The sequence below is a fragment of the Litorimonas sp. WD9-15 genome, assembly GCF_050271975.1.
In the GTDB taxonomy this organism is placed as follows: Bacteria; Pseudomonadota; Alphaproteobacteria; order Caulobacterales; family Maricaulaceae; genus Litorimonas.
This window is the reverse complement of sequence record NZ_CP189850.1, coordinates 1,284,370-1,310,128: the sequence shown is the minus strand read 5'-3', so window position 1 is coordinate 1,310,128 and position 25,759 is coordinate 1,284,370. Positions and strand designations below refer to the sequence as shown.

At 47.8% G+C, this 25,759-nt stretch carries 17 protein-coding genes; 3 read left to right on the top strand and 14 right to left on the bottom strand.

Going from position 1 to position 25,759, the window contains the following annotated elements:
- Positions 1–20: 20 nt before the first annotated feature.
- The 4 genes from ACP9M6_RS06025 to ACP9M6_RS06010 form a co-directional block, all read right to left on the bottom strand.
- Positions 21–1,232, bottom strand: coding sequence for a S8 family serine peptidase (locus ACP9M6_RS06025; protein ID WP_427454433.1), 1,212 nt, complete (start codon positions 1,230–1,232; stop codon positions 21–23).
- A gap of 60 nt (positions 1,233–1,292) precedes the next feature.
- Entirely contained in the window at positions 1,293–2,534 is a 1,242-nt protein-coding gene (locus tag ACP9M6_RS06020) for a hypothetical protein (RefSeq protein ID WP_427454431.1), read from the bottom strand.
- A gap of 38 nt (positions 2,535–2,572) precedes the next feature.
- The gene (locus tag ACP9M6_RS06015; protein WP_427454429.1) at positions 2,573–3,250 is read right to left on the bottom strand and encodes a hypothetical protein; all 678 of its coding nucleotides are present in this window, start codon (positions 3,248–3,250) and stop codon (positions 2,573–2,575) included.
- A gap of 101 nt (positions 3,251–3,351) precedes the next feature.
- A complete protein-coding gene (locus tag ACP9M6_RS06010) occupies positions 3,352–3,834 on the bottom strand; it encodes an RNA polymerase sigma factor (RefSeq protein ID WP_427454427.1) in 483 nt (160 codons plus the stop codon).
- An 891-nt stretch (positions 3,835–4,725) separates the two neighbouring features.
- Between ACP9M6_RS06010 and ACP9M6_RS06005 the strand changes: the two genes are divergently transcribed.
- Positions 4,726–6,993 (top strand): TonB-dependent receptor domain-containing protein, encoded by a 2,268-nt coding sequence (locus tag ACP9M6_RS06005; RefSeq protein WP_427454424.1) that lies wholly within the window; start codon positions 4,726–4,728, stop codon positions 6,991–6,993.
- A gap of 113 nt (positions 6,994–7,106) precedes the next feature.
- Complete coding sequence (locus tag ACP9M6_RS06000; protein ID WP_427454422.1) at positions 7,107–8,135, top strand: LacI family DNA-binding transcriptional regulator; 1,029 nt, start codon at positions 7,107–7,109, stop codon at positions 8,133–8,135.
- Here ACP9M6_RS06000 and ACP9M6_RS05995 read toward each other — a convergent pair.
- Positions 8,127–9,212: a hypothetical protein gene (locus ACP9M6_RS05995; protein WP_427454420.1), complete on the bottom strand. Its 1,086-nt coding sequence runs from the start codon at positions 9,210–9,212 to the stop codon at positions 8,127–8,129. The two genes, ACP9M6_RS06000 and ACP9M6_RS05995, sit on opposite strands and share 9 nt — an antisense overlap.
- Complete coding sequence (locus tag ACP9M6_RS05990; RefSeq protein WP_427454418.1) at positions 9,209–10,594, bottom strand: MFS transporter; 1,386 nt, start codon at positions 10,592–10,594, stop codon at positions 9,209–9,211. Before ACP9M6_RS05990 ends, ACP9M6_RS05995 begins: the two co-directional genes overlap by 4 nt.
- A gap of 56 nt (positions 10,595–10,650) precedes the next feature.
- Between ACP9M6_RS05990 and ACP9M6_RS05985 the strand changes: the two genes are divergently transcribed.
- Positions 10,651–11,577, top strand: coding sequence for an ROK family protein (locus ACP9M6_RS05985; RefSeq protein ID WP_427454416.1), 927 nt, complete (start codon positions 10,651–10,653; stop codon positions 11,575–11,577).
- Between the two features lie 1,112 nt (positions 11,578–12,689).
- Here ACP9M6_RS05985 and ACP9M6_RS05980 read toward each other — a convergent pair.
- From ACP9M6_RS05980 to ACP9M6_RS05945, 8 genes are all read right to left on the bottom strand, one after another.
- A complete protein-coding gene (locus ACP9M6_RS05980; RefSeq protein ID WP_427454414.1) occupies positions 12,690–13,721 on the bottom strand; it encodes a PfkB family carbohydrate kinase in 1,032 nt (343 codons plus the stop codon).
- Between the two features lie 23 nt (positions 13,722–13,744).
- Positions 13,745–14,380: a bifunctional 4-hydroxy-2-oxoglutarate aldolase/2-dehydro-3-deoxy-phosphogluconate aldolase gene (locus tag ACP9M6_RS05975; protein ID WP_427454412.1), complete on the bottom strand. Its 636-nt coding sequence runs from the start codon at positions 14,378–14,380 to the stop codon at positions 13,745–13,747.
- Between the two features lie 147 nt (positions 14,381–14,527).
- Positions 14,528–15,409 carry an NAD(P)-dependent oxidoreductase gene (locus tag ACP9M6_RS05970; protein WP_427454410.1) on the bottom strand — a complete coding sequence of 294 codons (882 nt, stop codon included), beginning with the start codon at positions 15,407–15,409 and terminating at the stop codon, positions 14,528–14,530.
- 28 nt (positions 15,410–15,437) lie between these two features.
- A complete protein-coding gene (locus ACP9M6_RS05965; RefSeq protein WP_427454409.1) occupies positions 15,438–16,763 on the bottom strand; it encodes an MFS transporter in 1,326 nt (441 codons plus the stop codon).
- A gap of 143 nt (positions 16,764–16,906) precedes the next feature.
- Positions 16,907–18,925, bottom strand: coding sequence for a heparinase II/III domain-containing protein (locus ACP9M6_RS05960; RefSeq protein ID WP_427454407.1), 2,019 nt, complete (start codon positions 18,923–18,925; stop codon positions 16,907–16,909).
- 176 nt (positions 18,926–19,101) lie between these two features.
- A complete protein-coding gene (locus ACP9M6_RS05955) occupies positions 19,102–21,354 on the bottom strand; it encodes a polysaccharide lyase 6 family protein (RefSeq protein WP_427454405.1) in 2,253 nt (750 codons plus the stop codon).
- Between the two features lie 140 nt (positions 21,355–21,494).
- The gene (locus ACP9M6_RS05950; RefSeq protein ID WP_427454403.1) at positions 21,495–22,241 is read right to left on the bottom strand and encodes a FadR/GntR family transcriptional regulator; all 747 of its coding nucleotides are present in this window, start codon (positions 22,239–22,241) and stop codon (positions 21,495–21,497) included.
- 123 nt (positions 22,242–22,364) lie between these two features.
- Entirely contained in the window at positions 22,365–25,394 is a 3,030-nt protein-coding gene (locus ACP9M6_RS05945; RefSeq protein WP_427454401.1) for a TonB-dependent receptor, read from the bottom strand.
- Positions 25,395–25,759 lie beyond the last annotated feature (365 nt).

Here is a 25,759-nt window from a genome sequence, read left to right as displayed (position 1 = left end):
GATAATTCTAAACAGAGATATCAGGTGTCGCATTGCCCATAAGAAGTGATTAAACCATCCCCAAAAACAGGATCACGACCGCCCTCTCCCAAATCTTCAGTCATCTCGGCGAGATGAGAGCGTATATCATGGATCGAAATCTCCTCGCCCCTCTTTCTAACCGCCAAGCGCGCCGTTACGAAAGGCGCAGCGACAGATGTCCCCGAAATATACCGTCCACCCGTTCTTGTCGGGATATAGACGTCTACGCCAGGAGCCGCAAAATCAACATGTTGTCCACGCACGGCCTTTGGATAAATTTGACGCGCACTATCGACTGCCGTAGCGGCGAGGACAGATTTTAAAGCTGCCGGATAGCGAGGTTGCGCATCCGGTCCATCATTTCCGACAGCGGCGACGACCACAACGCCTTTATCAGCAGCCAAATCAAAACCTTTTGCAAGAGCCTCATTATATGGTCCCGCAAGACTCACATTGATTAACGACACGTCTTCGCGAACCAACCAATCCAATGCTCGCAGCATCGGCTCAACACCTGAATATGTTACACCATTCAAGTCTTCTGCCACGACGGATGCAGCAAATAATTCCGCATTTTGTAAGCGCCCTTCACCAACTAAGAGCTCTGCAACAGCTGTCCCGTGATTACGGGCCGCTTGACTGGCTTTGTCATTAACAAAACCTCGACGGTTAATGTTCGCATCCTGACGGCTCAAAGCCATTGGATCAACTTCGCCGTCAATCATACCGATACGCATGGTGACATCACACCCGTCCTCCGGCCAATCAATCAACTGATTTGCGTAGAGCCTCGGCTTGCTCGCGAAGGCTGGACCGGTTTCCAGTGGCCCACTTTGCAGCAGAAATTTGTGGTTTGCCTCGACCGTTGCGCGCGGCTGAAGTCTTTCCAGCTCAAGACTCGCTTCCCGGGGATCAATGCCCGGTGGACAGTCAAAGGTCATAACCCAAAGCCCAAGACCCTTCAGGGCCTCCTTACGTTTGAGTTCATAACCCCAGCGCAAAGCAGATTGTTCAAGGTTGGTTGCCACATCAACGCTCGCCACAACCGCCACGACTTCTGAGCGATTTATAAGCGCCTCATCTTCGGCAACGGTCTCCACCGGAACCGAAACTTGTTGCGTCGATGCACAGGCAGGCAGGATAAATGCCAGACCCGTCAGCGTGATCAATTGAAATCCGGCTTTTAATTTTCTCTGGCAAGTGTGAGTCATGATCAGCCTTTATCTTTGGTATTACAACCTTTTGTCGTTGGGCAAACGGCAAAGGTTCAGTCAGAATCTCAGTTGTGTTGTCAAAAAAACAGACCGCGTATCTACAGAAAATGTATCCGCCGCATAATCAGCATATTCCAGAGACAAGACGACATCTTTATATTGACCTGAAATGGACGCATTCCATTCCGTGCCGAATTTTGCCGTGTTTGCATCAGCACGAAACCAATGATGACGGGCGAAAACTCTTACGGAGTCAAAAATACCAACATGCGAGAAATCATGGCGCACCAGAAGTGATACATCCCTGACGCCCGTATCAGGCGTACGGAGAAATTGGTCGGAAAGTCCTTGAAACCGATGGAGTGAGCCTAAGGGTGTTTGGAAACCTTGATTATCGCCGCTTCCCAATGTCTCAGCACGAAGTGTAACTCCGGACGACCCTGGTTCCAAGGTGAGTTCTGCAAGCCAATAATCCGTTTCAAAATCACTGGGATTATCCTCGTGGTCGACTTGGCGTGCATAGGCAAAATCCCAAACCAATCCAAAATCCTGCCAATGCCGACGCCCAAATAAACGACCTCCCGTCACGCGATTAGAAAAAATATGCCTATTTGGTCCCTGCGGGCCCGTCTCTATATCCAATCTATAGTGATATGCGGTTAAACGCCCCAAAGGCGTTGCGAAATTATAGTTCGCGAAGATGGAGTCACCCGTAAACCGCCCACCCGGATTATCGTCACCCAAGGGCCTTAGAACGCGGCCAATATATCCCACATCCAATGTACCGGGCCCCAATGATGACGTCTCAAACCGAATGGCGTCAAAGGTTTGATCATTTTGACGGAATGGAAACGCGCCGATAAAACGCCAATCATCCAAGGCAATTCTTTGCCGGCCCGCCGTGACGCGAACACCGTCAATAGCTTCGCTAATAATGGCCAATCGGTTCAGCTCAAACCCGTCGGGGTCAGGGATAAACGGGAGCCCCGTCTTATTCCGCGTTCCATCATTAAAATTGTCGACCAACGCAATATTACCTTCGACTTCGGCCAAGAAAATAGTGTCTTGCGGGAGATCAATTTCGCCTGCCAGCTGGAACCGCGAGGTTAACGCCTCTCCATCGGGCCGCCCAGATTGTGTCGTGTTTTGATACCGTGTTCGAACATCTAAGGAAAATCGCGGAGACAGCTGCCACGCCTCCGGCACTTGCTCTTCAGAATGTTGCGCTTGAGCAATATTCGGAAATCCAGCTAGGCAAAAGTAGAATAACCCACCCGCCAGATCTCTAAATCTCGACACCGCTGATTTTGGTCGCGCCAACATCCCGACTTATGAGTCTATTCGCATTCTGATATGGTTTCTACAGTCGGATTTGTAGTCCCGCGCGATAGCTTGAGTTGAGCAGTTATACAAGAATCTGGCGTTTCATACGTCACGGAATAAAGCCCGAGCGTCGAGGGCCCGTTGATAATTTGTCCACCCGTTTCCGTCAAAATATCAGTCATATCGCTCAGCAAGGCGGACTCCGAAAAGCCGACCTTTAGAGTCGCATTTGGTACATATCCCGCTTCAGAAACCGTCAGATAAACATCGCTGCCGGGTTCAGCTTGCATCCCCGACAATGTGATGTGACCAAGACCTACTACAGCAAGCGCGACAGCCGCGATACGCCAAAACGGATTAACACCGGAAGGTTCGTTGGAATTTGCCGCTTTGATTGGCGCAGGTGTTGGAATTTCATTTTGTGAGGGCACGAGAGAAAGTGCTGGGGCGTTCGCCTTCGCCTCAGTCGCATCTGTACGCATGGCCGCCTGCAATCGATCCCAACCGTCTTCCGCAGGTTTCTCGTCTGACATGGCTGCACGCAAATTTCTCTGCAGTTTAATATCCGCAGCAATCTCTGCGTCCTGCTCCGCAGCCGACTCAAGTTTTTTGACCTCTTCCAAATCAAGATCGCCACGCAAATAGCCAGGTATCAGGAGGGAGAAGTAATCTCTTTGGTTTTCAATTTCCATTGTTTCGATTTCACCTCAGGGATCCACATCAGACCCCAAATAATTTCAGTCTTTCAGGACTTAGTCGCACAAAACACAGAAAGGGTTCAATCCTTCCTCATTTAGGCTTCCATCTGTCCCAGTACCGTTATCATTTTTCGCTTTGCGTGCAATATGCGAGTCTTGATGGTTCCCACAGGGCATCCCTCCACTTCTGCAATCTCTTTATATGTCATATCCTCAAAGAAGGAGAGATGCAGCGCCCGCCGGTGTGGCTCTGACAATGTATTCATTGCTGCGCGGACACGACTTGCATCTTGAGACGCGGCAAGGGCATCTGACGGGAGCGCATCTTCGCAAACCCGCGAATCTTCCATATCGCTCAGCACAGTCCGACCGGACTTCCGATTTCGGTCATAAGATTTGAACCGTGCGATCGCAAACATCCAAGATTTAAGCGATGAACGGCCCTCAAAGCGTTCCGGACGACGCCAAACCTCCATCATGGTTTCGTGCACAATATCGTCCGCGTCAGCTTCATGCGCAAGACAACGTTTCGCGAATCCAGTTAAAGGGCCCGCATGACGCGAGTATATTTCGCTCATAGCGCTTTCATCACGGGCCGCAATTTTTTTCATTAGGACTAAGTCATCAGAATATTTCACGACTTGAAACTTCTCATCAGCTAGAACTTTCATCGAAATCAACGACACGACACCTCGCAAAACTACGAACCTTTTTGCCGCGTATATTTTTTTTAAAGGTTTTTAATCACACGGTTTTTCAAGAAAATGTGATGTCCTAATTCGCTTATAGCTTGCGCGTGTTCAAATCAATTTGTTGATTGTTCGCGAACTCGTATTATCGAAATCGGTGTCATGCGAAAGGCCCATTGTTCAAATTTAAGATCAGATATGAACAGTGATTTTGTCTTCCGGCTCCATTCCTCTGAAATAAAAAAGAAATTATTTCACAATGAAGCCTATAGAATGCCAATAATACGACTTTAGACCGCCGCTTCACTGTTATCGATAAAATGGATGGCTTTAAATGTGCCACAGGGACGAAAGCAGCCTGGCCAAGACCGCGAAGCGGGTTTGGTTCACGCGAGCCCTGCCCAAAGCAACAGCGAAGTAAGATGCTATGATTCTCAATGATATAATTACTACGGAATCTGCACATCATTTAGAGTAGCTAAATTGAATCAATTCTAGCCTACGCTTGGCTGACACACTCTTTTAGTAAGATTTCAGGGTCACCAATACTTGATTTATCAAGATTTTACCCCCTGATTTAATGAGCATGTGGCTATTATATCACAGTTTATGAATAAATCTTACAGAAATACAAACGATTGCAATAATGTGTTGCAATCGTTTGTATTTTGAACCATGGCACGCTCAAGAGACGTTTGATCTCATTTAAAACATAAACGGGAGAGTACAATGAACCACAATTTCAGCAAACTATTGACCTGCACTGCCTTAACAGGATTGATGTCTACAGCAGCATTTGCGCAAGACGCAGAGGTGGAAGATGTGATCATTGTCACAGGTGTCGCCAAAGCAACGACAGCGTTTGATTCATCGGCATCTGTTACAGCCTTGCCTGATGACTATATCGAAAATCTTGCACCTCGTTCCGTCAACGAGCTGTTCCGCAGCTTGCCGGGCGTTAAGGCAGAAGATACGGGCGGTGACGCAAACGCAAACATCAAGGTTCGCGGTTTGCCAATCGCTTCAGGCGGTGCGCGTTATTTCTCCATTCAAGAGAACGGTTTTCCAACACTCCTGATTGGTGACACTGCTTTCGCGACCGCCGATAGCTGGGTGCGTGTGGATAGTACGATTGGATCCGTACAAGCCATTCGTGGTGGCTCTGCCGCTACTCAAGCGCCCAATGCGGCTGGTGGTATCGTAAACTTGATCTCTAAGAAGCCTGTAGAGAATGGCGGATCAGTGGCCGGTACAATTGGCTTAGATTATGACTCATATCGTCTGGACGCGGAATATGGCGGCGTTTTTGGTGACGATGCCTATTATCACATCGGTGGATTTGCTCGCACAGGCGAAGGCGTTCGTGATGTCATGACGACACAGGAAGAAGGTTATCAAATCAAAGCTACCGTTGGAAAAGATTATGACCGCGGTAACATTGCTGTTCATTTGAAGCATTTGAATGACCGGGTTCCGACTTATTTGCCACTCCCTGCACGGGTCCAATCAAATGGCGATATCGGCACAATCGGATTGGATCTTGGAAGTGGGACAAACTCGCTTGGGCTGACTGACTTCACGGCTCGCTCCAATGGCGAGTTCGAATCCAATGAGGAAGGCTTCCAAGCTGATATGACCTCAATAGGCATAGAAGGTGATTTTGATGTAACCGAGACTGTCACAATTGCAGCCAAGGGTCGTTACGCGGACATCGCGGGGAATTTCTATTCGCCGTTCCCATTCGCGATTACGGACGCGCCTTTGGAAGGTGGCGAAAACATCGACTTTGCCTTGTTCAATACAAGCTCCAACATGGACAATTTGTTTGGTGATGTGAACGTTACCGGCAATTTCGACAATTTCAGCGTCAAAGCCGGTATTGAATATGCCAATCAAGACAGTGAGCAGAACTGGAATTTCAACCAGGCCCGCGCGACACTCGTCAACGGCGTTCTTGTGACAAATGGTCCGGCTGGCGGCTTCACAAACCCATCAGATGGGTCCTATATTGACGGGTTCCGTCTCGGCAACCCTGCGTTCGGCAATTGCTGTACACGTGAGTATGATTTTGAAATCGAGCAATTTGCTCCGTACATTTCCGCGAATGTAGAGTTTGATGCTCTCACTGTTGAGGCCAGCTATCGTCGCAGCGAAAATAATATCACCGGGCGGTTCACCGAAGCGTCAATCGTTGGACCGCAAGATGGTAATGGCGACGGCACAATTGCCTCCAACGAAGTTGGTGCTCAAATCATTGATCGCAGCGCACTGCAATCTGTCGATTATGACGCGGATTATGATGCATTCTCTGTTGGTGCAAACTATCAAGTAAATGACACCGTCGCGCTCTTTGCGAACTATTCGGAAGGCGCATCTGTAACCGCGCCTGACCGTTCAACTGGTCAACTTATGGCATCCAGCACGTCTGGGGTCTTGACGGGTTCTAATGATCAGTTCTTGAACTTTGTCGATGCTTTCGAAATTGGCGCAAAATTCCGTCTCGGACTGGGTGATTTCAGCATTGTCTACTTTGATGCGCAGGTCGATGAAGGCGGACAATTAGAAGCGTCAACGCAGAACGTCATTCAAAACTCATTCGATACGAACGGTATTGAAGTCGAAGGTAACTTTAATTTCGACAACGGTTTTGGATTGCGTGGTAACGCCACATTCACGGACTCCAAAATTGCCGGGCCGGATAATAATCCAAACATCGGTAATACTGCGCGTCGTCAGGCTCCGTATATTGTGAACCTCAATCCATATTACGAGGCTGACGCCTATGGGTTTGGATTTAACGTCTTTAGCACAGGCAAAGCGCCTGTTCAGGACAGCAATCAGTTTGACTTGCCTGCCTACACAACCGTTGGCGCTTACATCAATTATGATATTCGCGAGAATATGGAAATCAGCCTCAACGCCAACAATCTGTTTGACGCGGTTGGCTTCTCCGAAGGTGAAGAAGGCGCGCCAGCAATTGGTGACTTTGTTCGCTTCCGTCCAATCAATGGTCGTACTGTTTCTGCAACATTGCGCTATAATTTCTAGCTTCCGACCCCTCGGATGCAAAACTTAGCCTGCCGCGCCTCGCGTGGCAGGCTTTTTTGTGCCAAGTGTAAGTTGATCGAGCGATTCCGCTCGGTTTTTCCAATGGATGGTGAATGGCGAATTCTCGTAAAACGATGTCAGAACTGGCGAGACTGGCGAAAGTCAACGTCTCAACAGTGTCGCGTGCTTTGAATGATAGCCCGCTCGTCAAGCCAGAAACGAAGGCTGAGATCCTGCGAATCGCCCAAGAAATTGGTTATTCCGTAAACGTCGCAGCGCGAAATTTACGTCGGCAATCCAGCGAGACCATAGCGCTAGTTATTCCGATAAAGCCGGGTTCGGGTGAAACAATTTCCGACCCCTTTTTCTTGGAAATGGTGGGTGCTGTTTCTATGGCCGCATCCCGGCGGGGCTATGACCTACTGCTCTCAACGCCAGAGGACGAAACTGCCATTGCGGAGCGCCGTCTTTTACAGACGGGCCGTGCAGACGGCCTCATTATTATCGGACAAGCGGGCCGTGAAGACCGCTTACAAGCGATAAGCGAAATGGAAAATCGCATCGTGGTCTGGGGCGGTTTGCAGAAAGAAGCGCCCTATACGCTGATCGGGAGTGATAACATTGGCGGTGCCGAAATGGCGACTGAGCATCTATTAGGATTAGGCCGTCGGCGCATCCTTTTTATAGGCGATACAAGCTTGCCGGAGATTGCGCTACGCTATGAGGGTTATCAGAAAGCACACGCTGAAGAACGTGTAGAGGTAGATCCAAGATTGAGTCTGCAAATTGGTTTTGGTTTCCAGGTCAAAGAGGTGTTTCCAAAACTGACCTCATTGATAAAATCAGGGCTTTCTTTTGATGGCATATTTGGGGCATCGGACGCGCTAAGCATTGCCGCGATGGACGCTCTACGTCAGAATGGTTTGGACGTGCCCAATGATGTTTCTGTTGTCGGATATGATGATATCAATCAAGCCTCAATGTCACAGCCCTCGCTGACAACGGTCAGTCAAAATATAGCTGAGGGCGGCGAGCTTCTGGTGAGTTCATTGATAGACAAATTGGAAGGCAAGGCTGCTGCCTCCAAGCTCACACAGACAAATCTTATCATTCGGCAGAGTTGTGGCGCTAATTCAGCCTAGATGAATCGTTTGGATTGGGGCGAAGGTCATTGGACGGTCCCCGCCAATTTTTCCGGTATAAGGCGCGATTAACTTCGCGGTTTTTTCTGATATTTCGCGATCCACAAAGCTAGCGCCAAACAGATGGTCTAAACCGTGAATCAAACTACCGTGACCAAAAACAGATTTCCAAGGCCCGGTTATCGTTTTGGATCGATATAACCGAAGGCCTTTTGTAATCTCTCCATCGGGCTGTTGCTCATGCAAACGATTACAGGAAGAAATCATGAGAAGGTAATCGCCTGTGTCTTTGTCGACGCAGAGTTTCGGCACTTCGGCTTGCGTATATTCATTCTCATCCGGCAGGCGGATCGGGGCTTGCAATTTGGCTACCCATTGATTGCCCTCTTTTTCAAGAATGGCATGGGCAACAGCTGGAATGCGAGGCTCTACCTTCGCGGACCAAAAAGCGTGCAGGACTCCATCGTGAGCTTCATAGATGAAAGGATCACGCCACGCCAAAATAGGGCCATCCCCTTCGCCATCATTATGACCTATCCGGCCTTCTTCCGGTAGGTAATAGCCTGCCTGAATAATAGTTTCACGATCGCGGACCGGGTGGCTTTGCGACTCAGAGGGAAATGCCGTAGGCCCGTCAACTCCACCAACCGCGAAATTAATAGTCTGCACAAATCGTCTCGTTGGAGACTTATGTTCAATCCCCGTATAGCCAAATAGAATTTCCCCGGATGCTAATTGATGAACACTCCCGCTCCAGACGTTTCCGTTATCTGACCCGTCAGAGAGATTACGCGGATGCAAAACTGCGCCGTGATCCTGCCACGTTTCACCATTGTCATCAGAAACGAAGTGACGAAAATGGAACGGGTAATCGTTAAATTCAAACACTGTGATAGGAGCGCCGACGCTAGTAACGCGTGCCAATCCCAAACAATAAAGGTGAAGTGTGCCGTCGACTCGAACGATCCAACTGTCCCAAAGCCAGAGATCGGGATGAACAATTTCCCCCACGAACTTTTCTGGATATGGTTCTGGGGTGTTCACTAGATTTGGCAGTATTTTGGTCGCCATCGTCACGCTGCAATCTCCCCACGGCGAATAAGTAACTCTCGTTCAATCGTTTTCACGGTGTCACCATTGAGTTTGTAAAAAACGATGAGAAGGCCTGCCGCACCGAAAAAGAGAGCAGGCACGATATTAAACATGAGTCGGATGCCGGTAATGGCTTCCGGCGTCTGCACTTCATTTGCAATGAACCCAAATCCTGCAAGGATGAAGGCTGGGACGGCGCTTCCCACGGCAGAACCCGTTTTGAGCGAAAACATGGACGCCGATACTGTTAGGCCCGCGCTGTTAATCCCTGACTTCCATTCGCCATATTCAGCGCAATCTGTATACATCGCAAAGAGCAGTGTAATCATCACGCCAAAGGTAAATATGCTAGCCGTGTGAAATGCGGTGATGGACCAATACCATTCGGGCGGAACGAAATAGCAGCCAAATAAAAGCGCGGCGTTCAGCACGGCCATAAAAATCATGAGTTGCCGCTTATCAAACACTTTAAGAAATGTTGGCGTTAGCATTGCGCCAAAGAGTTGTCCTACGAAGCCGAGCGTAATCAGCAATGAAGTTCTGTCCATCCACCAAAGTCCTGCCCCTTCGCCGGACGGGACATAGTATTTCATGTAGAACGCTGCAGAAGAAATGCGGGCAATTAATCCAACGACGATTAGAATTCCCGAAATGGCCAGAACAATCCAAGAAATATTGTTCAATAAAACGCCAAAATCCCTTGAGATGGACCCGCCTTCGCGTTTTGGCTTAATCCGTTCTTTTGTGCTGGCAAATGTAATCATGAAAAAGATGATCGACAAAACGGCGAACAGAATGATGGTCAGGCGGAAGCCCGTTAATTCATCGCCCTGACCCAGAAATTCCACCAAAGGCTTCGTCATCGCCCCTACGGTCAATGTCCCAAGAGAGGCGAAGATGAACCGATATTGCGTGGCTTTCTCGCGCTCTTCTGTCTTTGGATGAATGACTGCCAAAAGAGCGGAATATGGAACATTAATGGCTGTGAAGGCCAACATGACCAGAGAATAGGACACGTAAGCAAAGATGAGCTTCCCAATGTCTGAGAGGTCAGGCCCTAAGAATAAGAGATACCCTAGAAGCGCATATGGAATGGCCATCCATAGCAGATAAGGGCGGTATTTTCCCCACCGCGTTTGCGTGCGGTCCGCAATAAGGCCCATTGCGGGGTCAGTCACCGCATCGAGTATCTTTGTGACCAGAAACATTGTCCCGGCCGCAGCCGGGGAAATGCCCCAAACATCTGTGTAATAGTAAAGCAGGAAGATGCCGAAGAACCCATTATAAAAGTTCGACGCCATGTCGCCCAAGCCATAGCCAACTTTTTCGCGGATGGAGAGCGGCGCAATGCGGTCACTGATAGCCATGTTGATGTCCTCCCAAACGCAATTTTATCATTGCTTTCCCGAATGGCTATAGCATAATGCAATCGATTGCAATAAAGGCTTTCATAAAAAGTATTTTAGGATTTCCAATGACCAAAATCGGGCTTTCTGGCGGAATTGATGCGGGTGGGACTACGTTCAAATGTGGTGTCGCATTAGCGAATGGAGAGATTATAGCTAAGCAGCGGGTGGACGTGACCACCCCGGTCGAGACTGTAGCCCAATGTCTTACGTTTTTTCGCCAGTATGACTTGTCTAGTTTCGGAATTGCGAGCTTTGGACCTATCGATGTCGATAGGTCCTCTCCGCATTATGGTCGAATTTTGAAAACTCCAAAACCAAATTGGTCTCATTTTTCACTCAAGGCTGCTTTTGAGGCAGGGTTAAATCTTAATGTTGTTGTCGACTCTGATGTGAACGGGGCCTTGATGGCAGAGGTCACGTTTGGGGCCGCGCGAGGTATTTCATCGGCGGCATATATAACGGTTGGAACAGGAATTGGCGCAGGCATAATGTCGTCGGGCGAAATATTGGGTCGTCCTTATCACCCCGAATTCGGGCACATCGCCGTAAAAAAACATGATGTCGACAGGGGTTTTCCGGGCGTATGTCCCTTTCACGGCGATTGTTTAGAGGGACTGACATCCGTAAGAGCTCTGAAGAAACGATGGGGCGATCCGATTGATTGGGACGCAAACCATCAGGGATGGAACGTGGCGGCTAATTATCTAGCTCAGGCCTGCGCCTCGCTTGTTCTAACCCTGCGCTTAGAACGCATTATTATCGGCGGTGGATTAATGTTGGCCAAGAACATGCTCCCAAAAATTCAAACGGAATTTGAAAGCCAATTGAATGGATATTTGGGAAATTCCATTGCAACAGCGGACAATCTAATCTGCACGCCCTTTTACGGCGATGACGCAGGATTGCACGGCGCAATAGATCTTGGAAAGCAAGCGGTTTAATTCTCAGGTAATGGATTACAGATCTGGGAGTATGCGACAGGCATCTCTCCCAAAATAGCTTTCAACTACGCATCTTGGCACCTTGCAAGACCTTGGATAATTTAAAAGACAAATCTGAAGTCAACATCATTTGGTGATTGTCACTCTGGACAATGATAGGAATAGATAGGCTGCTGTTTTGTAGCACGAAATGTATCTATGACTGTGCTACAAAAAAATTGGAAAATTTTAAACTATTGTTTTATTTGGGTTTTTCTTCACGGCATCTTGCCGTGAGGGAGCACCGTTTTTCTGACATAGCAAATTGCGTAAGCCTCTGAAAAGCTTCGGAAAGTCCCTCTTTCCTTTACTTTCCACACAGTAACTCGCGCGACTTGCCTCACTTCTTGGCTTACAAAAGGCATAAACAGGAGATGGCAGGATGAAGGCGATTAGACGGCCCGACCAATACCTACGGTGACGCGGTGATATATGGCACTATGTGCGGCGCGCGCCCAAGGCCGTCAGCCATATATACGACATAGCTTTGTCACGTTAACTGAACCAGCCGTAATTTTTCTCTGGATGTACTCCTAGCCGCAAGCTTTCACCGTAATGGGACTCCATACTAATTGCGCCTGCGACCGAAATTTCCGAAGTGTATTCCTTGAGATTAGGCGTCGTCGGAATTTGCAAATTCAAGTTTAAGCGAAAATATATCCAAAGGCTCGTTTGATGATGTCTGTTTGGAAGCGATGTCAGGTGTAAATTGAGGTTTTCATAGTTGCAGATTAGCGCATCGATTGAAAATAGTCATTGTGGTAACAAAGCCACTGAGACTTGGGTGTGTTTGCAGTCACGTATTTTGAAGCGATTTTAAGCAAGGATTGCTCTGGGGCTGTTGTGATACACTATCTCTAATTAGATAAAACAGCTGTTACGTCTTCGGAAATCTCTGAAAATATCTTCACGATTAGTTTGGCGCGGGCTATTCGAGGCATTTGGATATTTAGACACACCCTTAGCTGCAGCTCATTGAAAGAAAAAAACTCTCGAGCCACACCTTATGGTGCAGCCCGGATACATTTAAAATGACCTCACGCGAATCGTAAGGCCTGAGTATTTTAACAGACTTAGCGTTGTACGCGACCTGAGCCATCTCCGCCCATCAGATTTTCAACTTCGCTACGGGACACGCGATTGTAATCGCCCAGAATGGAATGCTTCAAAGCGGAGCCAGCGACGGCAAATTCTAAAGACTGCTGACGGTCTTCATAAAGGTTCATGCCAGCAATAAAGGCTGACGCGAAACTATCGCCCCCGCCGACACGGTCTACGATGTCAGTAAGCTCATATTTCTTTGATAATAAAAAGCCGTTTTCACGATCGCGCATACAGGCGGACCACCCGTTAATGTTAGCATTAATGCTCTCGCGCAGTGTAATAGCAATCGTCGACATACCCGGATAAATATCGAGCACTTTCTGCGAGAGTGCTTCATATTTGCTTGTGTCCAAATGTCCGGCTTCCACATCAACGTCAACGGAAATGTCGAGCGATTTTTGGCAATCCTCTTCATTCGCAATCCCGACATCAATATATTTCACCAAATCCTGCATAACTTCGGGAGCTGTTTTTCCATATTTCCAGAGTTTACCGCGGAAATTGAAATCGCAAGACGTCGTCACGCCCGCCTTCTGTGCTTCTTTCACACATTCCAGAGAAAGGTCAGCGCAATCTTGCGAAAGAGCCGGTGTGATACCTGTAATATGCAGCCACTTTGCGCCTTTAAAAATCGTCGGCCAGTCAAAATCGCCAGGCTTACATTGGCTGATCGAAGAATTGGCACGATCATAGATGACTTTAGACGGACGTTGGTTAGCGCCTGTTTCAAGAAAATAGATACCGACCCGCTCACCCTGTCTTTGGATGAGCGATGTATCCACGCCTAAACCGCGAAGGGAATTGACCGCGCTTTGACCGATATCATTATCGGGCAGAGCAGAAACGAAAGCAGCATCAAAACCGTAATTCGAGAGCGACACGGCCACATTGGCCTCACCACCACCGAAAGTGGCCTCAAATTGTGGGCTTTGAAAAAACCGTTCATAGCCGGGCGTGCGAAGTCTCAACATGATCTCGCCGAAGGAAAGAAATTTAGTCATGAGTGTCTCTATTTATAGTGAATCTAATTTTTCTGCGCGATAGCGATGGCGGATTTTGCCAGTTCGGTGAGAACATCAAAGTCCCCCTTTGCAATGGCGTCCGCAGGTGTCAGCCAAGAACCGCCACAAGCCAAAACGGCAGGGACTGCGAGATATTCGTGTAAATTAGTCAGGCTTACACCGCCCGTCGGCATAAATCTGACGTCACGAAAGACGGAAGAGAGAGCCTTCAGCATCTTAGGTCCGCCTACCAATGACGCAGGAAAGAGTTTGACGGTTCGAAGGCCTAAATTCCAAGCCTGCTGCAGTTCTGTTGCTGTCGATATACCTGGCAGGATGGGAATATCCGCAGCGTTAGCGACCTCAACAGACGCAGGGTCAAGCCCGGGCGAAACAATAAAACTCGCGCCTCGTCGAATAACTTCTTCCGATTGGCTAGCGCTTAAAACGGTTCCCGCCCCGACATGTGCATTAGGAAATTCCTTCGCAATTGCCTCAAGGCAATCTAGTGCCGCATCCGTGCGCAGCACGACTTCTAAAACATCCAAGCCGCCTTTCAGCAGGGCTTCTGAAATTTTCAAGGCCGTTCTCGGGTCATCTGATTGAACCAAGGGGACAACGCGCTTACTTTCCAGAGCGGCGATAAGTTTATCTGACATAGTGATACCTACAAAGACGTTCAGTCTATAATTTATGTTCAGGCTTTTGCCCGTGAGATAGGTTGAGGGGATAAACGTAAAAAAGTTAAATGTAAAAATTTATCAAACTACATTTACGCAGTTTTTTACATCACCCTTCCAACTTTCCTAGGATTTGAGCTTTACGAAATAATCGAAAATTTCTGGGACGTTTCCATTCCCCATCCCTGCATCAACGGCGGCTTGCAGGCTCGTTGACGTGCTTTCTGCAACCAAGGACTTCGATCCTAAATCTTTCATCATCTGAACAAAATAACCGAGATCTTTGTTCGCATTATTGATGGAAAAACCGAGGTCACTAACACCGTCAACAGCGTAGTTTTTACAGAATTTCATAAAGGGCGAATTGGACGGACCGGATGACATGATGTCATAAAGTTGTTGACGATCAACACCTGCTAGTTCTGCAGCCGCAAAGGCTTGCGACATCGCTGTCACCGTTGTCATACCCATGAAGTTATTGATCAATTTCGTCGTGTGACCCGCCCCTAAATCACCGAGATAGAAAACATTCTCACCCTGCTCTTTCAGCATGGGCTCATATTTATCGAATGTGGCTTTGTCGCCAGCTGCCATAATATTGAGCAGTCCATCTTTGGCATGTGCAGGCGTCCGTCCCAGCGGCGCATCAATCATACCAACACCTTTTTTCGCCAGATCGGCACCAATCTTTTTTGTCGAAGCCGGGATGGATGTCCCAAAGTCGATAAGCACTGAGCCTTCTTTGACCCCTTCGAGAATACCGTTTTCACCGTAAACAATCTTTTCCACAACGGCGGAAGTCGTCAAACAAAATTGAATAATGTCAGATTTTTCCGCTAACTCTTTGGGTGAGCTGGCTTCGCTGGCATTTCCTCGATCCAAAACTGTTTTCACAGCATCCTTGTTCAGATCCATGACGATGACTTCAAACCCTCTTTTCTGAAGGTTTTCAACCATATTCCCACCCATAAGTCCGAGACCTATGAACCCTATAACTGGCTTAGACATTGATAAACTCCATCATGATTTTCGTTACTTAATTGATATTTACGGCAGAGTTTTCTTGCCGTGGCTTGAGAGGTTGGATGTGACCACATAAAAACCAGACACTTGCGATAGCAGCGAGGGCTAAAACAGCGCCAAGAATGAATACGGGTGTGTAATTAGCACCTGCCGTTAAAACAGGCACGAATAAAGTCAACGCAAAAGCCGTCAATTTCGCGGCCATCCCCGCAAAACCTGACAAGGTTCCGACCGTCTTCCCGCCGTAAAAGTCAGCCGGCAAGGTTTGAACATTTCCGATTGCCGTTTGAAATCCGAACAGAATGATAAACATCAACGTAATGGCAATGCCGGGCGTCACAGCAACAGACATGGCCAAGAGAGATGGCAGCATGATCAAGCAACCCAACGTAATTGTAAGTTTACGCGTCTTATTTACTGTCCACCCCTTACCGAGCAGATATTGCGCTAAAAGCCCCCCAAACCATGCGCCAAACATGGCACCGACATAGGGCAACCAACCGGATACAGCGAGGTCCTTAATATTAAAGCCGTGCACTTCAAAGAGATAGGTTGGAATCCAGACAATGAATAACCACCAAATTGGATCAATCGCGGCGGAGGCGGTGATAACGCCCCAGCTCTGTTTGCGGGACAGAAGCTCGCCTGTTGACGGATTATAACCACCATCGGGATTACCGTCCTCGTTCAAATCTTCATTGATTTGACCACTTAAGATATACTCACGTTCTTCTTCCGTGATCCATGAATGGTATTTCGGCGGAGCCTTCACAATGACAAGCCAAGGAATAAGCCAAATACCACCCAAGCCGGCAACAATCAGGAATATGACCTTCCAATCGAGATAGATTGCCAAATAAGCGAGGAGCGGGATTGAAATAATTCCCCCGATGGCGGCGCCGGAATTAAATATACCTTGGGCAAGCGCGCGCTCTTTCGTTGGGAACCATTCCGCATTGGCTTTCGCCGCGCCCGGCCAGTTCCCGGCCTCAGACACACCCAGTAAAACCCGGAAAATGCTCAAGCTCAGAACGCCTTGCGCAAATGCATGTAATGCCGTCGCAATTGACCAAAAGCCAATCGACAACACAAAACCGACCCGCGTCCCAAGCCAATCGAATATTTTACCGAAAATGGCTTGGCCCGCCGCATAGGACAAGATGAAGACAGCTGAAACAAGTCCCAAAATAGCTTTGTGACCATCGGCATCCATATCAGGAAAGAGGTCCGGCGCCATATGTTGCGGCCAGAGCACAGTAATTGTTTGCCTATCGATATAGTTGATCACTGTCGCGAGCGCGACCAGGCCAACAACAACCCATCTTAAATGTCCCTTCACGACATATCCCCCCTTTTGTAACTCTTCGGAAAGACGCTTGTGAATGCGCGCCCAATCAAATGAGTAAGTCTGTTATGTTTATCGAATGCACCACATATTCCAGAAAAGCTGTGATCAATAATTTCTTGCTTAAGGGGCCGCATTTATTGGACACCTTCAAGATGTAAGTCCGAATGAAAAATATGATATTGTCCCATCCAGGTCAGCGCCTGACCGTTAACAACAACCTCATGCGACTCCGTCTCATTTGTGTCATCTGAAAGCCCGAAAGCCACGGTTTGTCCTGATTTTGTTTCAATCAGAATGACTTGATCTGAACCAGCCTCAAAACGTGTGACAGTATTGACGCGGCTATGGCTTTCCAGAGTGTATTCTGATGTTGCGTTATATTCTCCGTGAGGTTCGATCACCGAAGCATAGGACACCCCGCCCGGTTTTTGGCTGCGCAAAATAAATGCGGGTTCTCGGCGAAGGTTAAAGTTTGGGTCAGTCGCACCCGTTTCAGCGAAAATGATTTCCGTGTTATCCGGTACGGACGATGTGACAGTGTAAAAAGTCTTATCGAGTAGGAATGTAATTTGAGACAAACCGTTTACAGCTTCGCTGGCCGCCACCTTCCATAAATATTGATATCCATTTTCAGTCCCCAAAGGCGCACGGGAGTCCGTGTAAGCCGCGACATTAAAATTCGTATCGACGAGCTGCCCGTTATAATGGAAAGGCAGATCATATTGATGGATCCCTTGCGCATCCGCTTCGACCAAATCAATAATGACGGGCCGATTAAAAGCCTTGTCTTCAACCAAAGCCACCGTTCGTGCGAATGTCACATTATCATAGGCCGTTTCTATTTGGGCCGATGTAACTTTTAAATTTGGCTCATCGACAAAAGCGCCCAATGATGGCGCATTCTGGTTGCCGATATCGACATCACCGTCAAAGTGACTGACCTCATCGATAACGAGCGTATTATGCGCGACCGATTGTTTGGCGTAAGCGTTATTTTCAGGCAGGTAGTGCCCGCCATATTTTGCTTCGATATTCAGAAAACGAGCCGCGCCATAGTCACGTAAAACCTCATACCCTTGATCATAAACCAGGAGTCCCATTTTATCGAAATGACCGTGGCCCAGTCCTTGTGACGTATTCTTTGCGACGACAACCAAATCATCCGGGTCATTTGAGGCGCGAATAATATCAAGCGCCCCTTCGGTCCCGTTTTCCCCGTCCCCCAAACGCATGGATTTGTAATCAAAGGCTTCCGTTTTTCCGGCAACAATATCCTGCGAAACTCTGCGACTTTCAGCCGTTAACATAAAGCGGCCCTGTTCCTGAGCAATGGAGAGGAGACCCTTATCGCCCGTCAGGTCATAGGCAATGGCCACACCATGCACGAGCTCCCGAGTTGCGATACCTTTATCTTTTATTGCGTCATTGATTGGAAAGAACAGCCCGCCGTAATTTTGTTGAATCGTTGCATAAATCGCTTTTTTCAGAATCCCGTCCCGTTTTTCAAAAATCTTGCGCTCTGGATTATTTCTCTCAACTTCCTGAGCAAAAATAACGAACGGCATGAGCGCGAAGCGCTGATAATAAGGCCCTTCATTATAATATCCATCAGGAGAAAAGAGCTTATCCATCTGCTTGAGAAAACCCGCTTCGCCTGACTTATCTAAACCGAGTAAAGCCTGCTCAACATATTCAGGCTCATCAATCGCATAACCCGTCAACCCAACAGCTGCCGTCGCCCATGTCCCGTGATTATGGACCTTGTTAAATGTTTCCGGTGAACCCTCTGAGAGGAAATCCGCCATGTTCCGGAGGAGATCCGTTTCAATTTTAGTCCGCTGATCCGCCGTCAATGTTTCTTTGATCGCACCGTAACTTTGAGACACATTTAAGAGAAACATGCTCTCATTTAAATTCTGCCAAAACATACGTCCCGGAGATTGCTCTTTCTGGGCAGGGTGCAAGTCCCAATCCGAATAGACATCCGCATAGGCGAGAAGAAGCTGGCCGGCAAAATCCGCGAATTTTTCTTCACCTGTCAACGCATAGATTTGGCCAGCCTCATATATTACGGTAGCGTTCGCCTTGTGCTTTTCATGCGTGTAACCACCACCCGGATCCTTCGGGACGGGAACAATAATAGGTTCCGACATTTGTGAAGAGAGCTTCTCCTTAGCCGCATCTAAAGTGGCTTCAAAAGTGAGACCCTGAAAAGTGGAATTTTGCAAAACTTGTTTTTGACCCGAAGGTTGAGACATGTCTCCTGGATGGCACCCTACAAGCAGAGTAGACAATGCGATGAGAGCGACGCCATACCGTAATGTTTGACTCATGGATTTAGCCCCGTATTGTCTTCAATAAAGGCCGTATTTTCCAATATGCTGTTAAGCTCACGAACTTGCGGCGGCTTAACATCCGTGAAATTGTTCTCTGTAATTTTTGTTTTTGGCTCACCAACTGTGTGGTTTATCACAAAAGGCTTGCTGTCTGAAAAGCTGTTCCCAGTGATATTTGTGACCTGAACGCCGTGCAGCAAAAGCGACGCCTTTGATTTATTGCGTTTATCCGACCCGATATTTGAAAGCGTCGAGTTATGCAGCTCAAAATGAGGTCCAAATGTGCTTTCATCAGTTCCACCCCGATAAAAACTTACGAGCTCCTGACCGATATTTTCAAATTCTGAATTTTCAATCGTGACATATTCAGCATTATAAATACCGTAATCGTCATCTTCGCGATTCAACTTTAAAACCTGACCTGAGACATTCTTAAATTTTGAATTCCGGATTAGAATATCGTCTGCAAATGTGCCTTTTGCAACAGAGACAACATTGAAGGAATGATTGACGTCAAGGTCTGTGATTTCTGTATCAATAATTTCCAGCCGATAATTCTTCAACATCGAATAAGGGCTGGTTCTGATAACCGAATTGCCGGCATTATCGGGACTATCCTTGCCGGAAACACCTAAGCCAATGACCTGAAGACTACCGCCATCTTCAATCTGGAAGAGCGCAGAACGGCCAAAGGACAGTTTAACATCACCCCGCCCCTGAATGGTCAGCGGCACATCAATTTTCAATAGTTTACTGACGGTATAGTCACCTTCGGAAAGCTCAAGAATATCTCCGGGTGCGGCCTTCTTTAGGGCATTAAAAATCGCCCCCTCTTCCGGCTGAACCTGATGCGTTTCCCCTGAACCAAAGGCAATATTTGGATCCACCTTCGGATACCAAGCAGGCCCAACCATAGAGGGCGTCGTCACAGTCACATCTCTCGATATACCCGCCTCCACGCCAGTTTGTGGATACATCAGGCCGTTCTCGAGCCGCCCTAACGCCATTTCCTGTCGCCGGAATCCATCCGTAAAATCGGGTAAATCCTGCGGGCCCAGAACATTGTCCTTAAAGGCAATGCCCGACATATCATCATAGACGGTAAAGACATCGCGGCCATCATCATTGTAGATCAGATTGCCTTCGAATGTGCTGTTTTCGGGCACGCCGCTACGCTCTTCATCACTGCCCGCTCCGAGCTGGATGTTGTCACTATTTATCAGACTATTATTGATGATTTCTGCGTCAATAACCGGGTCATATCGATTTATCGGACCATTGGGCACACCGTTCATCACGACCAAAGCACCGCCAAAACGCGTGCCTTTCAAGCCTTCCATATAATTATTCCGGATTGTCTGACCCGCATTAATCACACGAATACCGCCCGTATGGTCGGCATCATTTCCAAAAAACACGTTATTTTCGACAAGATTATTATTGCCATGACGCATTGTCAGCGTTCCACGGGATTCAAAAAATGTGTTGTTTTTAAAAGCGTTTTGCCCAGACTTATTGGAAATAATTTCAAGCTCACCATCGGCGCGATCAAAATAGTTATTCTCAACAACGGTATAACTATCCGTGCGGGAGAAATGACTGGTCCCAATCCGCAATGTTTCCCCGCCATTTGACCCCAAGATTGGACGAGGCCCAAAATAATTATGATCTATGCGATGACGGTTTTCTTGGCTCGCCTCAGTATTGAGACGGACAGCCATAGTTACACCCTTATTTCGCTTTCCAATCAGGTGATTATGATCAAAGCGGTTATTTTTCCCATACATCATAACCCATGAGTCAACTTCATAGCGCTCAGGATTGTTATAATTGTCAATGACTACCTCACTGACGCGAGAGTTATTGGCCAGATCATCTTTATTTCGACGGAAGGAAATGACTTCGCTAGTCGGGGTATATCCGTCTTTAAAGACAAGACCAGAAACCTCTAAATGCTCACCCGCAAGCCTCAAATTGGATTGACCGGTCAAGACAACCTGACCCGGCGTCTCTGCCGTTAGCTTGATAGGGTTATCCGCCTCACCACGCCCTGTGAACAGGATCTCAAAATCCACCCACTCACCATTAGCCAACGTCAGAGTGTCACCAGGCTGGGCATTCTGGACCGCAGCGCGATATTGCGCCTGGTCAGTGATAAGTCGACCATCAGTTTCCGCCGAGCAGGCGAGCAATAAAAAAGCCGATGCTGCGACAGATAAGTGCAATATTGTTTTAGATTGACCCACTTACCCCATACTCCCCTTTAAACAGTGAGAAGATTTTGGACTTTCTCAATCTGTTCGCATTGTTATTGGGATGAGGTGTCGTCAATCCTTCCAAATATGTCAACCAATAATGCCAACCAATTCATGATATTGGTATAGCTCTATGAGAGCTGTTTGGTCAGAAGGAAGCGAGACCGGCTTTCAGATGCCTTTCGCTTGACCTCTTGATAAGCCGCCTCCTCAGAAGCCTCTAAAAGCGCTTCGATCATGCGGGTAAAGTGCGCCCGCATCGCCAATCGCGCTGCAGAAGAATCTTTATTTTTCAGAGCATTAAGGATCGCACGATGCTCATCACCTCGGTGACTTGAATCCTTATCACAAACTTTACGATACACTTTCTGAAGCTGCGCGGCTTCCGTCCGCATTTCCCACATACTGTCGACCACATACATAATCGCGTGATTATTTGTCGCCCGCGCGATTGCGCTGTGAAAGGCTTCATCCGCGTCATCGGGCGACATATTCGCCTTTATCTCTCCGGACATAATCGCAATATATCTCTCTAACTCCGCAATAGCTTCATCAGTTATAATTGGTGCCGCAAGAGCCGCGGCCTCAGCTTCAAACAAGGCCCGAGCTTCCGTTAACTCAAATGGGCCAACCTTCGGTAAACCCGTGAGAGGCAAGTGACTGCCGTCTAATACATAGGCACCGGATCCGACCTTAATTTCAATACGCCCTTGCGCCTGTAGAGCAATTTCGGCCTCGCGCACCGATACACGGCTCACCCCAAATTTTTCCGCAAGATCACGCTCCCCCGGCAATCGACTTCCCGGCGGAAATACGCCGGAGTCGATCAGTTCCAGAATTTTATTCGCGACCGTGTGATATAATCGTTTTTCAGCCATGTCTCGCCCTATACCAATTTTCTTCCGTTAGTATAATTGCCTAGTCCAATTTGCAAACAAAAAACGCCTCCCCGAGGGGAGGCGTCAAAGCAGAACCTGCAATGTTAACTTACGCTTCGTCGCTTAGAATGTGTAGCTCGCACCAAACACAACACGACGATCCGTAATACCCTGGTAACAGAGCAGGCCACCGTCACTCAGGCAGAAGACATCAGAGCTTGCTTCGGTCAAGTTAACCGCATCAACTTGAAGCGTCAGCCCATCAATCACTTCATAACTCAGGCTACCGTTCAACTGACCACGAGATTCTTGAATGCCTCTGAAGCCAAATGGTGTAAAGGAGTTAGCTGTGCCCGGTAAATCATCCGTCGCAAAAGCATCACGCCATGTATAACGCAATCTCGCAGAGATACCGTATTTTTCGTAATAACCCGTGATGTTGTAGGCATGGTTGGAGAGATTCAATAATGTTGCCTGCTCACGTGTGGGATTAGCAACCCCTTGAGCCGTGAAAATGACATTGTTTCGGTTCCCTGAAACAGGGACAAAGCCGGTATTATTTGTCTCATCTTGATATGTGTAGTTAGCCAGCACACCAAAACCGGAGGCAAATCCAAGCTGATCTTCCCACTCTGAAAGATTATATTGAATCGCGACCTCAACACCCTCTTGGATCGTTGAATTATCAGAGTTGAAAGTTGTGCGGTTACCAACACAAACCCCAATTTCATCATTCAGACCGAAAATACCTGAGGATGTTCCTGGGGAGAAAATTCCGCCACCTTCGCAAGGGGCAGTGACATCACGAAGCCCACCCGTTTCATCTGGCTGATCAATGGCTTCACCAAATAGACCTGCACGCTCTTTACGGAAGACGCCAACTGTCAACACAGCCTCAGGCGCAAAATACCAATCAATAGAGGCATCAAGGTTTTCAACCTCTTCCGGCACCAAGAATGGGTTACCACCATCTGATAGACCGTTCACGCCCCCAAAATCTGGGAAGGTTCTGGCCGCTGTAATATCGGTGAAGTCAGGACGACGGATGTCTTCAGTATAAGAGCCGCGAAGGACAATGTCCTCAGTGACATCAATAGCCACGTTCACACGTGGTAGGAAATGATCGTAACCATTATCAACAGTCACCAAAGACGCGACGCCATCTGTGAACTGGTTCGCAGTCGATTCCAGATCCGTGTCTATATAACGAAGACCCACATTACCACGAACTTTATCAAAAATATCAAAATTCACTTGACCGTAAATCGCAAGTGTATCTTCCGTGATATCAAAGAAAGCACCATCATCAGAAATCAAATCGCCGCCAAAGAGCGGGTCTAGGCCTTGTTGTATTGCTGCGGCATTGATTGCAGCTGTAGCCTCTCTCAAGTTCCGAGTTAAATTCGGATCTACCTGCAAGACACCATCAACGGCCAAGCTGTTTCCAGTTCCGGAAGCGAAATTATCAGGGATTTCATTAAGAAATTGAGAAATCCCACCTGCATTCAAGCTACCTTCGAGTCTGCCGCTTCCGCTGACACGCGCGTTCCGATCGTCTCTGATACTCTGACGCTCTCCGAAACGCACCCCTACGTCTACAGAACTTACGAAATCAGAGAAACCTGTTTCGGAAAAGTCATAATTTGCATCAAAACGAAAAGCCCGATCCACGTTTTCTCTAACATCGGCACTATAGGTGGGGTTACCATCGACGACATAATTGTTAGGATCCAAGAGATCCGCTTCTGATGGGGCGAAAGGATCTGCAAAATTGATGTCGAAACCGAAACCATCACCTAGGTCGAAGATAAGCGGCGTACCATTCTCATCTCTAAATCCATCCCCGCTCGGCGCGATAAATGAGTTCGGATTAATGAAGTTGAGGTTGACCGCAAGGTTTGGATTTTCAGTGAATGAGCTGGATCGTGCGAATTCAGCATTAAGCGTTAAAGCTTCAGTTGCTTCCCACTCACCACCAAGTCTGACAGTTGTTGTGTCGGTAAAGCGCGAACCGCCATCAGACGCAACGCGGAAGAATGGAGCACCCCGACCATCATTCACCTGAGCATCAGCCTGAAGCGGGGTGAATGTACCCTGGGTAACAATGGCAATGCTACCAAAATCTTGGTTACCATTTTCACCTCGGACAGATCCAATGTCAACAGTGTCAAAGGCCGTGAAATCAACACTGCCCCCAGGGACGACAGCACGATCACCAGCACCGTTTAAACGACTGACATTAGACGCCTGAACACGAGACCCTGAAAGATCACGCTGTTGGTCATTATAGACCACGTCGGCAAACAATCTCAGATCCTGTGTTGGCTTAAACTCTAACGAACCTGCCAAGTTGAGCGTTTCGAATTCCTGTGTTCTTTGAACTTGATTCAAGAACTGAACACCCAAAAATCGGTCAACGCCCGCAGGACACTGTAGTGACGGAACATCGACCGTACAATCATTAAGGATATCGCGGTCAAGACGCGGGCGGAATGCCGTATTCTCTGACTTGGTATAGCTACCACTTGCAACAAAACCAACCTCTTGCCCCCTGGCGTTCTCCCATTTGTTACCAATGGCGCCGGACACGCGAGGCAAAATTCCATCCGTCAGGCTGCTATCTTCACCTTGGATCCGTACAGAGGCGAGCATATCTGTAAGGTCCAACGGACGAATAGTTCGCAGGTTAATCGTACCGCCGACTGCGCCCTCGATGTGATGCGCTTCCGGTGCTTTAATAACTTCTAGACCCGCAATAATCGCTGGATTGACGTCTGTGAAATTGATACCTACGCGACCATTTCCAGACCCTACAGTTGTTACACCGTTGAACTGAATAAGGTTTTGACCGGAACCACGAATTTGAACGCCTGTACCAACGCCTTCGGTTCGTGTAATTTGGATACCTGTGATGTTTTCCAGAACCTCAGCAAGGTTTTGATCTGGCAATTTACCAATATCTTCAGCGAAAATTACCTCAACGAGACTATCGGCCTCACGCTTTTCAATCAGCGCATTTTGGAGTGATGCACGAATACCCGTCGCGACAACAACGTCATCGGACTCGGCATCTTGCGCCGATACGGATGTCGCCATCGCCATGACGGACACGGATGCCAAGGCAGCCTTTAGAAAGGTTTTTTGATATTTCATTTTGTTCCCCTGAAATATGGATTTTTATTAACAACTTAAAGAACCAAGAAAAAAACGGTGTCAACCTTTATGTTGACCAATAAATTAATATTGGTCCTACCAATTAACGATTTCATGGTTTTGTTGTAATTTAGCAACATCGTTGTATTGACAGCCATAAGCGAAAGTCAGTCAAAAACGTCGCACGACTTCGCTCTTAATATTTTGTCGATGAGAAGTTCAATTTGGAAACATCCATACCACCGTCCTGACTTACGCCCCCTATCTACGGGGTGGCATATTTCTTGCCATGAGAATGATGAAGGTTTATCGGGCAGATGATGAGACGGCCAGGTCGGCTTCAATCCACACCTTTAATTTCGAGA

Excerpts from the sequence above, each read along its gene's own strand:
- ACP9M6_RS06025 (WP_427454433.1), bottom strand. The coding sequence starts at position 1,232 with ATGACTCACACTTGCCAGAGAAAATTAAAAGCCGGATTTCAATTGATC.
- ACP9M6_RS06015 (WP_427454429.1), bottom strand. The coding sequence starts at position 3,250 with ATGGAAATTGAAAACCAAAGAGATTACTTCTCCCTCCTGATACCTGGC.
- ACP9M6_RS06010 (WP_427454427.1), bottom strand. The coding sequence starts at position 3,834 with ATGAGCGAAATATACTCGCGTCATGCGGGCCCTTTAACTGGATTCGCG.
- ACP9M6_RS06005 (WP_427454424.1), top strand. The coding sequence starts at position 4,726 with ATGTCTACAGCAGCATTTGCGCAAGACGCAGAGGTGGAAGATGTGATC.
- ACP9M6_RS06000 (WP_427454422.1), top strand. The coding sequence starts at position 7,107 with ATGGCGAATTCTCGTAAAACGATGTCAGAACTGGCGAGACTGGCGAAA.
- ACP9M6_RS05990 (WP_427454418.1), bottom strand. The coding sequence starts at position 10,594 with ATGGCTATCAGTGACCGCATTGCGCCGCTCTCCATCCGCGAAAAAGTT.
- ACP9M6_RS05985 (WP_427454416.1), top strand. The coding sequence starts at position 10,651 with ATGCAATCGATTGCAATAAAGGCTTTCATAAAAAGTATTTTAGGATTT.
- ACP9M6_RS05980 (WP_427454414.1), bottom strand. The coding sequence starts at position 13,721 with ATGACTAAATTTCTTTCCTTCGGCGAGATCATGTTGAGACTTCGCACG.
- ACP9M6_RS05975 (WP_427454412.1), bottom strand. The coding sequence starts at position 14,380 with ATGTCAGATAAACTTATCGCCGCTCTGGAAAGTAAGCGCGTTGTCCCC.
- ACP9M6_RS05970 (WP_427454410.1), bottom strand. The coding sequence starts at position 15,409 with ATGTCTAAGCCAGTTATAGGGTTCATAGGTCTCGGACTTATGGGTGGG.
- ACP9M6_RS05960 (WP_427454407.1), bottom strand. The coding sequence starts at position 18,925 with ATGTCGGAACCTATTATTGTTCCCGTCCCGAAGGATCCGGGTGGTGGT.
- ACP9M6_RS05950 (WP_427454403.1), bottom strand. The coding sequence starts at position 22,241 with ATGGCTGAAAAACGATTATATCACACGGTCGCGAATAAAATTCTGGAA.
- ACP9M6_RS05945 (WP_427454401.1), bottom strand. The coding sequence starts at position 25,394 with ATGAAATATCAAAAAACCTTTCTAAAGGCTGCCTTGGCATCCGTGTCC.